The following is a 15,145-nucleotide window of genomic DNA, read 5'->3' as shown; positions in this document are numbered from 1 at the left end:
CCCCTTACTTGGCTGCGCGCTCTTTGGCGATCAGCTGGTCGGCAACGTTCAGGGTCTGCTCTGGACCACCGGTGGTACCCAGGTCAAAGCGGTACTTGCCGTTGACGATCATGGTTGGAACGCCCTGCACGCCGTATTTCTGAGCGAGTTCCTTGGCCTGTTTGATCTGGCCCTGGATGGCGAAAGAGTTGAACGTCGCCAGGAACTTGTCCTTATCGACGCCTTGGGTGACGACGAAATCAGCCATTTCATCTGGCTTGGTCAGGCGCTTGCCTTCTTTCTGAATGGCATTGAACACCGCGTTGTGGACCTTTTGCTCAACACCCATGGCTTCCAGGGTCAGGAACAATTGGCCGTGGGCGTCCCAAGGGCCGCCGAACATGGCTGGAATGCGTTTGAAATTCACGTCCGATGGCAGCTTCTCGGCCCAAGGGTTGATGGTCGGCTCAAACGCGTAGCAATGCGGGCAGCCATACCAGAACAGCTCCACGACTTCGATCTTGCCCGGCACGGAGACCGGTACAGGATTGGCCAATTCAACGTAGGTTTTACCGGCTTCAAGCGGCACGTCGGCAGCTTGTGCGGTCATGCCGAAGAGGCTGGCCGTGACGAGAGCGGCGCTGAGGATCAGATTACGCATGCTTTACTCCTGGACAAATAAAGTCGCCTCGCGCGACCTTTATTCAGACAGGTCTACACGGGCATGAGTTCGTTAGTGTAACGGCAGCGGCCACAAAAAAGGGCGGCCAAAGCCACCCTTTTTATGCTTGCATCGACAGATTAATCGAGCGTTAACGTTGCAAGAGATGTGATCCCCTGCAACGCCCAGCCTTAGTGCAGGCCCTGAATGTACTGGGACACCGCTTCGATGTCCTTGTTACTCAGTTTACCCGCGATGCTCTGCATGATTTTGGTATCGCCATCGTTGGTGCGGTTGCCTTCGCGGAAGTCGGTCAGCTGTTTGCCAACGTACTGGGCGTGCTGACCGCTCAAGTGCGGGAAGCCTGCAGCAGCAAGGCCAGCGCCATTAGGCGAGTGGCAACCGATGCACGAAGGCATGCCTTTTTCCAGGTTGCCGCCACGGAACAACTCTTCGCCGTGCGCCACCAGCTTGGGATCCGCTGCGCCAACGCTGCCCTTCTGGCTGGCGTAATACGCCGCAATATCCGCCAGGTCCTGATCGCTGAGGTTGGTCAGCAAGCCGGTCATTTCCAGGACCGTACGCTTGCCGTCCTTGATGTCGTGCATCTGCTTGGTCAGGTAACGCTCGCCCTGGCCCGCCAGTTTGGGAAAGTTTGGCGCCGGGCTGTTGCCATCCGGTCCATGGCAAGCACCACATACGGCGGCTTTCGCCTGGCCAGCAGTGGCGTCGCCTGCAGCATGGGCAACACCGGTGATGCCCAAGGTCAACAGCAGACTCACGATCAGTTTGTTCATCAGCTAATCCAACTACGGCTAAGGGTTATAGAGTTATGGACCGGGTTTGCTCGCCATCAAACGAATGATGGCCTGGTAATCCTCGGTACTGCAGTCCATGCATAAACCACGCGGCGGCATCGCCTTGAAACCCTGGGTCACCTGTTGCACCAACGTATCCATGCCTTGCGCCAATCTCGGCGCCCAAGCTGCCTGGTCACCCCGTTTGGGGGCGGTTGGCAGTTGTCCGGCATGGCAGGCCACGCAAACGCGGTTGTACACAGCTTCCGGATCCTGTGTAGCCTGAGCGCTGTAAAGCGGTATCAGGACACCGACAGCTAGCAGCCACTTGGTCATGCAACAACCTTTTCAGGGTTTGAGAGCGTTTTGCGTTCTAATGCGCAATAAAGGTCTATCGCTCCCGTGAACTTCATCCTTCGCTGGGACAAAGCACACACAAAATCTGCGGCATTATATACTGGCGCTACTGAAACGGAAACGACACCGCTTGCCGCACCTATTCCCGGCACCGCCCACATCGGAAATCTCATGCAACTCAAGAACCCCATCCTCGGTCTGTGCCAACAGTCCACCTTCATGCTCAGCGCCGCCAAAGTCGACCAATGCCCCGATGACGAAGGCTTTGAAGTCGCCTTCGCCGGGCGTTCCAACGCTGGCAAATCCAGCGCGCTGAACACCCTGACCCATGCCAGCCTGGCGCGCACCTCGAAAACTCCAGGGCGCACACAGCTGCTCAACTTCTTCAAGCTAGACGATGATCGGCGTCTGGTCGACCTGCCGGGCTACGGTTACGCAAAAGTACCCATCCCGCTGAAGCTGCACTGGCAGCGTCACCTGGAAGCCTATCTGGGTGGCCGGGAGAGTTTGAAGGGTTTGATTCTGATGATGGACATCCGTCATCCAATGACCGACTTCGACCTCCTGATGCTCGACTGGGCCGTTGCCAGCGGCATGCCGATGCACATTTTGCTGACCAAGGCCGATAAGTTGACCTACGGCGCAGCGAAAAATACCTTGCTCAAGGTACAAGCCGAAATTCGTAAAGGCTGGGGCGACGCGATCACCATCCAATTGTTCTCGGCGCCAAAACGCATGGGCCTGGAAGACGCCTACACCGTGCTGGCAGGCTGGATGGAACTGGCGGACAAGGGTTCTGAAGTAGCGGAGTAAAAACTACAGGCAAAAAAAACCCCGGACTTCGTATGGGGAGGGAAGTTCGGGGTACAAGTTCCGGACCGCTAGGGTGAGGTCCAGATATCTGCCAACACTTAACACAACATAGGAGCATTGAAGGGCTTCACCACCCATTCAGTAACTCTGAGTGACCTTTCGCGGGTTAAGTTCCGGCAGGCCAAAAAAAACTATTGGAAATAACCCTCGGCGATTTCCGATCTAAAGCACTGCCGCGGTTTTGCCGCGACATGACGTCTCGGCAAAACCGCGTGTTTAGTGAGCCTCGTCCCAGTTATTGCCCACCCCGACCTCCACCAGCAACGGCACGTCCAGCTTCGCCGCACCACTCATGTGCTCGCGAATCTTCTCGCTGACTTCGGCCACCAGATCTTCACGGACCTCAAGCACCAGTTCATCGTGCACCTGAAGGATGACCTTGGCATCCAGGCCTGACGCCGTCAGCCAGTCATCCACCTTGACCATTGCCTTCTTGATGATGTCCGCCGCAGTGCCCTGCATCGGCGCGTTGATCGCCGTACGCTCTGCGCCAGCACGCTCCTGAGGCCTGTTGGAGTGGATGTCCGGCAGATACAGCCGGCGTCCGAACAGCGTTTCGACGTAACCCTGATCGGAGGCTTGGGCGCGGGTGCGCTCCATATACTCGCGAACCCCCGGATAGCGGGCGAAGTAAACATCGATGTAGGCCTTGGCCGTCTTGGTGTCGACACCAATGTCCTTGCCCAGCTTCTGCGCGCCCATGCCGTAGATCAGGCCGAAGTTGATCGCCTTGGCACTGCGCCGCTGATCGGACGTGACCTCACCCAGCTCCACCTTGAACACCTCGGCCGCCGTGGCCGTATGGACATCCAGGTTGTCGCGGAACGCATTCAGCAAACCTTCGTCCTTGGACAGGTGCGCCATGATGCGCAGCTCGATCTGCGAATAGTCCGCCGCCAGCAACTTGTAGCCTTTGGGCGCGACGAATGCCTGACGGATCCGCCGGCCTTCTGCGGTACGCACCGGAATGTTCTGCAGGTTCGGATCGCTGGAAGACAGACGCCCGGTCGCCGCCACGGCCTGATGGTACGAGGTGTGTATACGTCCGGTACGCGGGTTGATCTGCTCGGGCAACCGGTCGGTGTACGTGCTTTTCAGCTTACTCATACTGCGGTACTGCATCAGCACCTTGGGCAGCGGATAATCATCTTCGGCCAACTTGGCCAGCACTTCCTCAGCGGTGGAGGCCTGGCCCTTGCCGGTCTTCTTCAATACCGGCAGTCCCAGTTTTTCGTAGAGAATCGCCCCCAACTGCTTGGGCGAGCCGAGGTTGAATTCCTCGCCAGCGATCTCAAACGCCTCACGCTCCAGCGCCACCATCTTGTTGCCCAGTTCGATGCTCTGGACGCCCAGCAGCTCGGCATCCACCAGGGCGCCCTGGCGCTCGATACGTGCCAATACCGGGACCAACGGCATCTCGATGTCCGTCAGCACGCTCGCCAGGCTCGGCAGAGCGGTGAGCTGCTCGAACAACGCCTGGTGCAAGCGCAGGGTCACATCGGCGTCTTCAGCCGCATAGGGGCCGGCTTGCTCAAGGGGAATCTGGTCGAAGGTCAGTTGCTTGGCACCCTTGCCGGCGATGTCCTGAAAGCTGACCGTGTCATGGTCCAGGTACATTTTCGCCAAGCTGTCCATGTCGTGCCGGGTCGCGGTGGAATTCAGTACATAGGATTCGAGCATGGTGTCGAAGGCGATACCGCGCACGGTGATGCCGCACGCGGGATCACCGCCAATGGCGCAGTTGGCCAGAATGTTCATGTCGAACTTGGCGTGCTGGCCGACCTTGAGTTTTTGCGGATCCTCCAGCAGCGGCTTCAAAGCCAGCAGCACGGTGTCCCGGTCCAACTGATCCGGCACGCCAATGTAGGAATGGGTCAACGGAATGTAGGCCGCCTCATTGGCTTGCACGGCAAAGGACACACCCACTAACTGTGCTTGCTGGGCGTCGATCCCGGTGGTTTCGGTATCGAAGGCAAACAACTTCGCGTCGTTGAGCTTCTTCAACCAGACGTCGAATCGAGCCTGGTTAAGGATGGTTTCGTACACAGGCTCGACAGGAACCGACGCGACCGCTTCAACTGTTTCCACAGCGGCAGAAGCCGCCGGAGCAGCCTCGGCCACTGCCTTCAGCTCGACACGCTTGGCGTCGCGCTGAATCTCTTCGTACCAGCTCTTGAATTCAAGCAGGGTGTAAAGCTCAAGCAGCTTTTCACGGTCAGGCTCGATCAGGTGCAAATCTTCCAGCCCCACGTCCAGCGGCACATCGATCTTGATGGTCGCCAACTGATAGGAGAGGAAAGCCATCTCCTTGTGTTCTTCAAGCTTGGCCGGCAGGGTCTTGGCCCCCCGGATCGGCAGGGTCGGAACGATGTCGAGCTGCTCATAGAGCTCTTTCAAACCACCGTTGACGCCCACCAGCAAGCCGGAAGCGGTCTTCGGACCAATGCCCGGAACGCCTGGGATGTTGTCGGACGAATCCCCCATCAGCGCCAGATAGTCGATGATCTGCTCGGGAGCGACACCGAATTTCTCCTTCACGCCTTCAATGTCCATGGCGCTACCGGTCATGGTGTTGACCAAGGTAATGTGCCCGTCCACCAACTGCGCCATGTCCTTGTCACCGGTGGAGATCACCACCGGCCGGTCGGCGGCCGCACTGCTGCGGGCCAGGGTGCCGATCACATCATCGGCCTCGACGCCTTCGACGCACAGCAGCGGGAAGCCCAGGGCGATCACGCTTTGGTGCAGCGGCTCGATCTGCAGGCGCATGTCATCGGGCATGCTCGGGCGGTTGGCCTTGTATTCGGCGTACATCTCATCGCGAAATGTCCCGCCCTTGGCATCGAACACCACCGCGAACGGACTGTTCGGGTACTGCTTGCGCAGGCTTTTGAGCATGTTCAACACGCCCTTGACCGCACCGGTCGGCAGGCCTTTGGAAGTGGTCAGTGGTGGCAACGCGTGGAAGGCGCGGTACAGGTATGAAGAACCGTCCACCAGGACGAGGGGGGCTTGGCTCATGAGCAGGATCAACCTTTTCGGCGGGTCAGGCGCTAGAATAGCCGGACCAATGACGACAAAGGGACAAGGTTATCATGCGCACACTAAATCGCCTGTTGCTGACGGGCTTGATTGCATTCGTTCCACTGGCTGCCGTCGCGGCAGACACTGCGCCTTCAGCAGATCCGGAAGTGACCATCCGCACCGAAGGCGACAAAACGATCCAGGAATACCGCCAAAATGGCTTCCTGTATGCGATCAAGGTCACCGTCAAGGGCGCACCACCGTATTTCCTGGTGCGCGCGGACGGAACCGATGCGAATTTCATCCGCTCGGACCAGCCGGATATGCTGATTCCGTCATGGAAGATCTTCGAATGGAAATGATTTCTTAACTTAAACCGGCGCTGCGCCCTGCAGCGCCCGTAATGGCAGTTTTAACCATGTCTGTGTTCACCCCCCTGGCTCGGCCCGAGCTGGAAACCTTTCTCGCCCCTTACGGGCTCGGCCGCCTGCTTGACTTCCAGGGGATTGCCGCCGGTAGCGAAAACACCAATTTCTTTATCAGCCTGGAACAGGGCGAGTTCGTCCTGACCCTGGTTGAACGTGGCCCCGTGCAAGAAATGCCGTTCTTCATCGAACTGCTGGACGTGCTCCACGACGCCAACCTGCCGGTGCCTTACGCTTTACGCACCACCGACGGTGTGGCCCTGCGCGAACTCGCTGGTAAACCGGCACTGCTGCAACCGCGCCTGGCAGGCAAGCACATCAAAGACGCCAACGCCCAGCATTGCGTGCAAGTGGGCGAGCTGCTCGGTCACCTGCACCTGGCCACCCAAGGTAGCAAGGTGTTGGAACGCAAAACCGATCGCGGGCTGGACTGGATGCTCAGCGAAGGCACGCAGCTTATCTCGCACCTGGACGAGGAGCCCCGGCGCCTGCTGCAAGACGCTCTGGACGAGATCGAGCAGCACAAGGCGCAAATCCTTGCGCTGCCCCGGGCCAATATCCACGCCGACCTGTTTCGCGACAACGCGATGTTCGAAGGCACGCACCTGACCGGGCTGATCGACTTCTACAACGCCTGCTCCGGGCCGATGCTGTACGACGTGGCCATTGCCTTGAATGACTGGTGTTCGGACACCAACGGCGTGATCGATGGGCAACGGGCGCGTGCGCTGTTAGGGGCGTATGCCGGGCTGCGGCCGTTTACCGCCAAGGAAGCGCAGCTGTGGCCGACGATGTTGCGGGTGGCTTGCGTGCGGTTCTGGCTGTCACGGCTGATCGCAGCTGAATCCTTTGCCGGCCAGGACGTACTGATTCACGACCCGGCCGAGTTTCAGCAGCGCTTGGCACAGCGTCAGCAGGTCAATACGCCGCTGCCGTTTGCCTTGTAAGCAATAGAACGAGTGTACTTGGTCAAAATGTGGGAGCGGGCTTGCCCGCTCCCACATTTGGCTTGTGCTGCGGCTTACAACGACTCCAGGCAACCTGCCAGGTCATTCCCCAGCTTCTCCAGCACCTGCTCATACCCTTGGGCCGTGGCCGGGGTGTAGCCGCCGAGGGCGTCCAGTTCCGCCAGTTTCACTGGCAAACCAGCGACGAGCGTCTCCGCCAGGCGCGGGCGCAATGGCGGTTCGCTGAATACGCAGGTCTTGCCGACCTCCTGCAAACGCGTACGCATCGCCGCCACATGCTGGGCGCCGGGCTGCACCTCCGCCGCAACACTGAACACACCGGTATGTTTGAGGCCGTAGGCGTCCTCAAAATAATCGAACGCTTCATGGAACACAAAGTAAGGCTTGCCGGCGACATCCGCCATCCGGGCTTTCAAGCGGGCATCCAGCGCATCCAGACGGCCATCAAAGGCTTTCACGTTGCTCTGATAACGCTCGGCATTGGCGGGATCTGCGGCGCTAAGGTCCGCTGCCATACGGGCGGCGATCACCCGGGCATTAACCGACGACAACCACAAATGCGCGTCCAGGCTGCCTGGACGGTGATCGTGATCATGTTCGTCGGCATCTTCGGCATGAGAGTGGCTATCTTCGGTAAAACGACGGAGTTTCATCCCCGGAAGATCCTGCACCGCCACCGTTGGCAAGCTGCGACCTTTCAATACGCGCGGTAGAAAGCTTTCCATGTCCGGCCCGATCCAGTACAGCAGATCCACCGACTGCACACGCCGTACGTCGGAAGGACGTAGCGCGTAGTTATGCGGCGACGCCCCCGGCGGCAGCAACACCTCTGGAATCGCCACCCCGTCCTGCACAGCCGCGGCGATCAATTGCAGGGGCTTGATGCTGGTCAGCACCCGAACCTCGGCCTGAGCAGCACCCGTAATGAATAAACTGGTGACAAATACGACAAAAATGGGAAAAAGTCTGGACACGATGACCACTCAAGGAGGCAGGAACAGGTAACATAATAACGTCTCTCACAAATATCTGTCGCCGCTCATGCCTAAAACACCGCTTGCCAGCCGTCCCCATGACCACTCTCACTGCGTGCACACCGCGCTGTCGGAGGCCGATGCCCTGTGCGCACGTCAAGGCCTGCGCCTGACCGCCCTGCGCCGTCGGGTGCTGGAACTGGTCTGGCAGAGCCACAAGCCTCTGGGTGCCTACGACATCCTCGGCGTGCTCAGCGAGCAGGACGGCCGCCGCGCCGCGCCGCCGACGGTTTACCGGGCGCTGGATTTCCTGCTGGAAAACGGTTTGGTGCATCGTATCGCGTCCCTCAACGCCTTCGTCGGCTGCAATCACCCAGAACATGCCCACCAGGGCCAGTTCCTGATCTGCCGCGAATGCCACGCGGCCATTGAGCTTGAACAAAAAATCATCAGCGACAGCATCATCAAGAGTGCTGCCGAAGTCGGCTTCAAGGTCGAAGGGCAAACCGTCGAAGTGGTCGGCATCTGCTCGGGTTGCCAGGGGGCTTGATGAGCACTGCGCTAATCCGCCTGGAGCAGGTCGGGGTCACGTTCGCCGGGCAAAACGTGCTGGATAACATTGCGCTGAGCGTCGAGCCGGGGCAGATCGTCACCCTGATCGGCCCCAACGGCGCAGGCAAGACCACTTTGGTACGCGCCGTACTGGGCCTGCTCAAGCCCGACAGCGGCAGCGTCTGGCGCAAGCCGAAGCTGCGGGTCGGCTATATGCCGCAAAAGCTGCACGTCGATCCGACCTTGCCGCTGTCGGTACTGCGTTTTTTGCGCCTGGTACCTGGCGTGGACCGCACCCGAGCGCTGTCCGCCCTCAAGGAAGTCGGTGCCGAGCAAGTCATCGACAGCCCGGTGCAAAGCATCTCTGGTGGCGAAATGCAGCGTGTGCTGCTGGCCCGCGCCCTGTTGCGCGAACCTGAACTGCTGGTGCTCGATGAGCCCGTGCAGGGCGTCGACGTCGCCGGCCAGGCTGAGCTGTACAGCCTGATCACCCGCTTGCGGGACCGCCACGGCTGCGGCGTACTGATGGTTTCCCACGATTTACACCTGGTGATGAGCACCACCGACCAGGTGGTGTGCCTCAATCGCCACGTGTGCTGCTCCGGCCACCCGGAACAAGTCAGCGGCGATCCGGCCTTCGTCGAACTGTTCGGCAAGAACGCCCAGAGCCTGGCGATTTATCACCACCACCACGATCACGCCCATGACCTGCATGGTGCCGTGGTCGACGACACATCCGCCCCCCACACCCACGTTCATGGAGATAGCTGCAAGCATGGCTGATTTTCTGCTCTACGCCCTGCTGGCAGGCTTGGCTCTGGCATTGGTGGCGGGCCCGCTGGGCTCGTTCGTGGTCTGGCGGCGCATGGCTTATTTTGGCGACACCTTGTCCCACGCCGCACTGCTCGGTGTGGCAATGGGCTTTCTGCTGGATGTCAGCCCGACCATCGCCGTCACCGTCGGCTGTCTGCTGCTGGCGGTGCTGCTGGTGACCCTGCAACAGCGCCAGCCGCTGGCCTCCGATACATTGCTGGGGATATTGGCGCCAAGCACCCTGTCGCTGGGCCTGGTGGTGCTGAGCTTCATGCATGAAGTGCGGATCGACCTGATGGGCTACCTGTTCGGCGATCTGCTGGCGATCAGCCCGACGGACCTGGCCTGGATCCTCGGTGGCAGCGCGGCGGTGCTGGTGCTGTTGGTGGCCCTGTGGCGCCCCTTGCTGGCCATCACCGTCCACGAAGAGCTGGCCACTGTTGAAGGCTTGCCCGTGGCGGCGTTGCGCATGACCCTGATGTTGCTGATTGCCGTGGTGATTGCTGTCGCAATGAAGATTGTCGGCGTATTGTTGATCACGTCGCTGCTGATCATTCCCGCCGCTGCCGCCCAGCGTCACGCACGCTCTCCGGAGCAAATGGCGATTGGCGCAAGCCTGCTGGGAATGCTCGCGGTGTGTGGCGGCCTGGCGCTGTCCTGGTTCAAGGACACTCCGGCCGGCCCGTCGATTGTGGTCACGGCGGCCGCACTGTTTCTGCTGAGTTTTGTCCTGCCCCGTCGTGGGGTGTAGACTTGCTCGCTTTTTGCGCAATTAGAGAGTCGCAGGAATGAAGCTGTTCACCTCCCGTTATCTGCTCCTTGCCGCATTTTCCCTGCTGCTGGGCGCCTGTCAAAGTACGCCGCCCGTGCCCGCGGAGGCCCCGGACTTGCGGGCTTCGGCCATCGCACAGCTGGAACAAAACCTCGCCAGCAGTGAGCTGGCCACCGCTGAAGACCAGCTCGCCGCACTGCAGGCCCAGTCGCCCAACGACCCGACGCTGGAGCCTTACCAGCGCCAATTGGCCGAAGCCTACTTGCAGCGCAGCCAGATCGTTTTGCAAAAAGGTGATGTCAACGCCGCCGCCACCGCTTTGAGCCGTGCCCGGGCCCTGATGCCCAAGGCTCCAGCACTGACTGGCGGCGTCAACAGTGCCATCGCCCACGCCCGTAAAGCTGAGCTGGATAAGGCCGAAGCTGCCTTGAAAGCCGCCGAAGCCAAGCCACCGGCCAAGATCATCGACCCGACTGCTGAAAGCACCACGGTTGCGCTGAACCTCGCCGATATCGAGGAGTTGCGCCACCAATTGGATGCAATCGCCACCGATGTGGTGAATTACCAGTGTGACGTGAGCATCCAGGCGCCACGCACTCAGGACTACCCGTGGCTGGCCACGTTGCTGACCAAACGGGTTAAGCGGATCGATTCTGGGTATGACTTGAAGATTCGCCGGCAGATTCTGAAGAACATCCCGGCGCAAGTGGTGTTGATTCCGCGCAAGGCGGAATAACGCCATTCGCGAGCAAGCCCGCTCCCACATTTGATTTGTGAATCCATTCAAGTGTGGGAGCGGGCTTGCTCGCGAAAGCGATCTAACAAACGATCAATAACTTAAGCCGGAACCGCCTTGGCCTTCGGCTCACGATCCCAGACCCGATGCTGGGCAATCGCCGCAAAAAACGCCTTCAACGCCTTGGCGTCCCCACCGACAATCAACCCCGCATCCGCCGTAAGCTTCAGCACATCCAGCAATTGCTTCGCCTCACCGGCCAAGGCAATCGCCTTCAAATGCTTGTATGCCTCCAATAAGTAATGCAACGCCACCCCGTCGCCACTCAACGCCTGCACCGACTTGGCGCCGCCCGGTACAAACACCGCGTCGAACGCTACCGACGGCAAACCTTCCATAGACGCATCCACCGGCAAGCTCTTGCCGTCGGCAGTGGTCACCGGCGCGGAAGTCGGCCCCAGCAGCTTGGCGTGAGCACCTTGGGCCAACAATGCCTTCTTCAGCGCGGCTATCGCTGCACCGTCGACACCGTTGGCTGCCAGAATCGCCACCTTCCGCGTCTTGATGTCACCCGACAATAGATTCGCCTGGCTGAGCGCCGGCGATCGGTCCGGGGACGTCTTGCGCTCTGGCACCGTACCTTTCTTCGGCACCGGCAGCCCCAGGTTCTGCGCCACACGCTTGGCCAGTTCCTGGTCAATATTGGCCAGGATCTCATTGACCTGCCGAGCCCGGATAAACTCACGCTCCACCTTGCCCAGTTCGAAGCTGTAGGCGGCGATGATGTGCTCCTGCTCAGGCTTGCTCATGCTGCGAAAGAACAACCGCGCCTGGGAGAAGTGATCGCTGAACGATTCACTGCGCTCACGGATCTTGTAGGCGTCAATGCGCTCTGGATAGGTCTCGAAGCCACCGTCCTGCGCTGCGGGTGGCGTCTCTTTCGGCCAACCACCATCAATCGAGTTCGGCTCATAGGAAGCACGGCCCTTGTCGATGGTGGTGCGGTGCATGGCGTCGCGCTGCCCATTATGGAATGGCGTGACCGGCCGGTTGATCGGCAGCTCATGAAAATTCGGCCCACCCAGACGGCTGATCTGCGTGTCGGTGTAGGAAAACAACCGGCCTTGCAGCAGCGGGTCATTGGAGAAGTCGATACCCGGCACGATATGCCCAGGACAGAAGGCGACCTGCTCGGTTTCCGCAAAATAGTTATCCGGGTTGCGATTGAGCACCATCTTGCCCAGCGGCGTGATGGGCACCAGCTCCTCGGGAATCAGCTTGGTGGGGTCGAGAATGTCAAAGTCGAACGCGTGCTCATCCTTTTCCGCAATGATCTGCACCCCCAACTCCCATTCCGGGTAATCGCCCCCTTCAATGGATTCCCACAGGTCGCGGCGGTGGAAGTCAGTGTCTTTACCGGCCAGCTTTTGCGCTTCATCCCACACCAGGGAGCAGGTACCCACCGTAGGACGCCAGTGGAATTTGACGAAGTTGGACTGACCTCCGGCATTCACAAAGCGGAAGGTGTGAACGCCAAACCCCTGCATGCTTCGTAGGCTTTTTGGAATCGCCCGGTCAGACATGGCCCAGATCACCATATGTGCCGACTCCGGCTGCAGCGAAACGAAATCCCAGAACGTATCGTGAGCCGAACCGCCCGTAGGCATCTCGTTGTGCGGTTCAGGTTTTACCGCGTGAACAAAGTCAGGAAACTTGATGGCGTCCTGAATGAAGAACACCGGCATGTTGTTGCCCACCAGGTCGAAGTTGCCTTCCTCAGTGAAGAACTTCACAGCAAAACCACGCACATCCCGCACGGTATCGCCAGAACCTCGAGGACCTTGCACGGTGGAAAAGCGCACAAACACCGGGGTTTTATGCCCCGGATCACGCAGGAAACCGGCCTTGGTCAGGGCCGAATGGTTCTTGTAGGACTGGAAATACCCATGGGCGCCTACACCCCGGGCATGCACGATGCGCTCGGGAATGCGCTCATGGTCAAAGTGCGTGATCTTTTCACGCATGATGAAATCTTCCAGCAACGAAGGCCCTCGGGACCCCACCTTCAACGTATTCTGATTATCGGAGACTTTTACGCCCTGATTGGTACGCAGCGCCTGGCTCGTCGCATCGGAGCGAAATTTTTCCAGGCTTTGCAGCTTGGCATTGGTGTTGCCCCGGTCCAGGGTATCGGTACCCGCGAGTTCGCTCTTGGGCGGGGTCACTGGTTTTTTCGTGCTCATCAGACAAAAACTCCTCGTTTGCATTGGCCAGAGCGGTCTCCGGCTCGTTTGAGCAAAACCCAGGCACGGCACCCAGGAATTTCGAGTTGCCTAATGAGTGACCGACACGCTTTTGCAGCGTTCCTTTTTTATGACCTTTGATCGCGTTATCGCCAAATCGCTGGTTGAATGCGAAATAAATGCTAAGAACCTCTATACGGACAGGCTAAAATGCGCGCCCGGCTAACCGCTGATCCCTTTTCAATGCGCCCCACAAGGTTCGCTACGTGATCGAGTTTCATAACGTCCATAAAACCTACCGGGTCGCCGGTAAGGATATCCCCGCACTGCACCCCACCAGCCTGCGCGTCGAAAACGGCCAGGTGTTCGGCCTGATTGGCCACTCCGGTGCGGGAAAAAGTACCCTGCTGCGCCTGATCAATCGCCTGGAGCAACCCAGCGGTGGCCAGATCATGGTGGATGACGAAGAAGTCACCGCCCTGGATGCCAACGGCCTGCGCCGTTTTCGGCAACAGGTCGGGATGATCTTCCAGCACTTCAACCTGCTGGCGTCCAAGACCGTCGCCGACAACGTGGCGCTGCCACTGACCCTGGCAGGCGAGTTGTCGCGCCGCGAGATTGACCAGCGTGTGGCTGAACTGCTGGAGCGGGTCGGCCTGTCGGACCACGCCAAGAAGTATCCGGCGCAGTTGTCTGGCGGCCAGAAGCAGCGCGTCGGCATCGCCCGCGCCCTGGCCACCAAGCCGAAAATCCTGCTGTGCGATGAAGCCACCAGCGCCCTCGACCCGCAGACCACCGCCTCGGTCCTGCAACTGCTGGCCGAGATCAACCGCGAGCTGAAGCTGACCATCGTGCTGATCACCCATGAAATGGACGTGATCCGCCGGGTCTGCGACCAGGTGGCCGTGATGGACGCCGGTGTGATCGTCGAGCAAGGCTCTGTAGCCGACGTGTTCCTACACCCCAAGCACCCGACCACCAAGCGCTTCGTACAAGAAGCCGATCAGGTCGACGAAAGCGAGCAGCGCGATGACTTCGCCCACGTCCCGGGCCGCATCGTGCGCCTGACGTTCCAGGGCGAAGCGACCTACGCACCGCTGCTGGGTACCGTGGCTCGTGAAACGGGCGTGGACTACAGCATCCTCGCCGGTCGTATCGACCGCATCAAAGACATCCCCTACGGGCAATTGACCCTCGCCGTTACCGGCGGCGACATGGAGGCGGCGTTCGCCCGCTTCACCGCGGCAGACGTCCACATGGAGGTGCTGCGCTAATGGAGACCCTGTTGAGTTTTTTCGCCAACATCGACTGGTATGAAATCTGGCTCGCCACCGGCGACACCATGCTCATGCTCTTCGGTTCGCTGCTGTTCACCGTGTTGCTGGGCCTGCCACTGGGCGTATTGCTGTTCCTGTGCAGCCCGCGCCAACTGTTCGAGCAGAAAGGCCTGTACGCCCTGCTGTCGTTGATCGTGAACATCCTGCGCTCGCTGCCGTTCATTATTTTGCTGATCGTGATGATTCCATTCACGGTACTGATTACCGGCACCTCCCTTGGCGTTGCGGGTGCGATTCCGCCACTGGTGGTCGGCGCAACGCCGTTCTTCGCGCGCCTGGTGGAAACCGCCCTGCGCGAAGTGGATCGCGGCATTATCGAAGCGACCCAGGCCATGGGCGCCAGCACCCGCCAGATCATCACCAATGCACTGCTGCCCGAGGCTCGCCCCGGCATTTTCGCAGCGATTACCGTGACGGCGATTACACTGGTTTCCTACACGGCCATGGCCGGTGTGGTGGGTGCCGGTGGCCTGGGTGACCTGGCGATCCGCTTCGGCTATCAGCGCTTCCAGACCGACGTGATGGTGGTCACCGTGGTGTTGCTGCTGATCCTGGTGCAAATTCTGCAAACCGTTGGCGATAAGCTGGTGGTGCACTTTTCTCGAAAATAACGGCCGTTGCCGGCGCGAAGCCG

At 59.8% G+C, this 15,145-nt stretch carries 15 protein-coding genes; 9 read left to right on the top strand and 6 right to left on the bottom strand.

Annotation, left to right across the window (positions count from 1 at the left end):
* Positions 1–4: 4 nt before the first annotated feature.
* The 3 genes from dsbA to HKK55_RS25930 all read right to left on the bottom strand — a co-directional run bounded on the left by dsbA (position 5) and on the right by HKK55_RS25930 (position 1,773).
* Positions 5–640, bottom strand: a complete 636-nt coding sequence (gene dsbA, locus HKK55_RS25940; RefSeq protein WP_169357221.1) for a thiol:disulfide interchange protein DsbA — start codon at positions 638–640, stop codon at positions 5–7.
* 191 nt (positions 641–831) lie between these two features.
* Positions 832–1,437 carry a cytochrome c4 gene (locus tag HKK55_RS25935; RefSeq protein ID WP_169357220.1) on the bottom strand — a complete coding sequence of 202 codons (606 nt, stop codon included), beginning with the start codon at positions 1,435–1,437 and terminating at the stop codon, positions 832–834.
* A 33-nt stretch (positions 1,438–1,470) separates the two neighbouring features.
* Entirely contained in the window at positions 1,471–1,773 is a 303-nt protein-coding gene (locus HKK55_RS25930; protein ID WP_169357219.1) for a cytochrome c5 family protein, read from the bottom strand.
* 192 nt (positions 1,774–1,965) lie between these two features.
* Between HKK55_RS25930 and yihA the strand changes: the two genes are divergently transcribed.
* Entirely contained in the window at positions 1,966–2,607 is a 642-nt protein-coding gene (gene yihA / locus HKK55_RS25925) for a ribosome biogenesis GTP-binding protein YihA/YsxC (protein WP_169357218.1), read from the top strand.
* A 276-nt stretch (positions 2,608–2,883) separates the two neighbouring features.
* On the opposite strand, the gene polA is transcribed toward yihA, so the two are convergent.
* The gene (gene polA, locus HKK55_RS25920; protein ID WP_169357217.1) at positions 2,884–5,688 is read right to left on the bottom strand and encodes a DNA polymerase I; all 2,805 of its coding nucleotides are present in this window, start codon (positions 5,686–5,688) and stop codon (positions 2,884–2,886) included.
* Positions 5,689–5,762: 74 nt separating this feature from the next.
* On the opposite strand from polA, the gene HKK55_RS25915 reads away from it, so the two are divergent.
* Entirely contained in the window at positions 5,763–6,053 is a 291-nt protein-coding gene (locus HKK55_RS25915; RefSeq protein WP_155586014.1) for a DUF2782 domain-containing protein, read from the top strand.
* A 56-nt stretch (positions 6,054–6,109) separates the two neighbouring features.
* On the top strand, positions 6,110–7,063 hold the full coding sequence (locus HKK55_RS25910) for a homoserine kinase (RefSeq protein WP_169357216.1): 954 nt from the start codon (positions 6,110–6,112) through the stop codon (positions 7,061–7,063).
* A 74-nt stretch (positions 7,064–7,137) separates the two neighbouring features.
* Here the strand turns inward: HKK55_RS25910 and HKK55_RS25905 are convergent, their stop codons facing one another.
* A complete protein-coding gene (locus HKK55_RS25905; protein WP_169357215.1) occupies positions 7,138–8,067 on the bottom strand; it encodes a zinc ABC transporter substrate-binding protein in 930 nt (309 codons plus the stop codon).
* A 46-nt stretch (positions 8,068–8,113) separates the two neighbouring features.
* On the opposite strand from HKK55_RS25905, the gene HKK55_RS25900 reads away from it, so the two are divergent.
* The 4 genes from HKK55_RS25900 to HKK55_RS25885 are packed head-to-tail and all read left to right on the top strand — an operon-like array spanning position 8,114 to position 10,931.
* Complete coding sequence (locus HKK55_RS25900; protein ID WP_178128901.1) at positions 8,114–8,608, top strand: Fur family transcriptional regulator; 495 nt, start codon at positions 8,114–8,116, stop codon at positions 8,606–8,608.
* Complete coding sequence (gene znuC, locus HKK55_RS25895) at positions 8,608–9,393, top strand: zinc ABC transporter ATP-binding protein ZnuC (protein ID WP_169357213.1); 786 nt, start codon at positions 8,608–8,610, stop codon at positions 9,391–9,393. Before HKK55_RS25900 ends, znuC begins: the two co-directional genes overlap by 1 nt.
* Positions 9,386–10,174, top strand: a complete 789-nt coding sequence (znuB, locus tag HKK55_RS25890) for a zinc ABC transporter permease subunit ZnuB (protein ID WP_169357212.1) — start codon at positions 9,386–9,388, stop codon at positions 10,172–10,174. The genes znuC and znuB overlap by 8 nt, the downstream gene beginning before the upstream one ends.
* Positions 10,175–10,211: 37 nt before the next feature.
* A complete protein-coding gene (locus tag HKK55_RS25885) occupies positions 10,212–10,931 on the top strand; it encodes a PA5502 family lipoprotein (RefSeq protein WP_169357211.1) in 720 nt (239 codons plus the stop codon).
* A 101-nt stretch (positions 10,932–11,032) separates the two neighbouring features.
* Here HKK55_RS25885 and katE read toward each other — a convergent pair whose 3' ends face one another.
* Positions 11,033–13,174, bottom strand: coding sequence for a catalase HPII (katE, locus tag HKK55_RS25880; protein WP_169357210.1), 2,142 nt, complete (start codon positions 13,172–13,174; stop codon positions 11,033–11,035).
* 266 nt (positions 13,175–13,440) lie between these two features.
* On the opposite strand from katE, the gene HKK55_RS25875 reads away from it, so the two are divergent.
* Both HKK55_RS25875 and HKK55_RS25870 read left to right on the top strand, forming a co-directional pair.
* The gene (locus HKK55_RS25875; RefSeq protein ID WP_169357209.1) at positions 13,441–14,448 is read left to right on the top strand and encodes a methionine ABC transporter ATP-binding protein; all 1,008 of its coding nucleotides are present in this window, start codon (positions 13,441–13,443) and stop codon (positions 14,446–14,448) included.
* On the top strand, positions 14,448–15,122 hold the full coding sequence (locus HKK55_RS25870; RefSeq protein ID WP_155582256.1) for a methionine ABC transporter permease: 675 nt from the start codon (positions 14,448–14,450) through the stop codon (positions 15,120–15,122). Before HKK55_RS25875 ends, HKK55_RS25870 begins: the two co-directional genes overlap by 1 nt.
* Positions 15,123–15,145 lie beyond the last annotated feature (23 nt).

It is taken from the genome of Pseudomonas sp. ADAK18 (assembly GCF_012935695.1).
Lineage (GTDB): Bacteria > Pseudomonadota > Gammaproteobacteria > Pseudomonadales > Pseudomonadaceae > Aquipseudomonas.
Note: the sequence above shows the minus strand (reverse complement) of the source record. Positions and strands in the feature narration are given on the sequence as shown.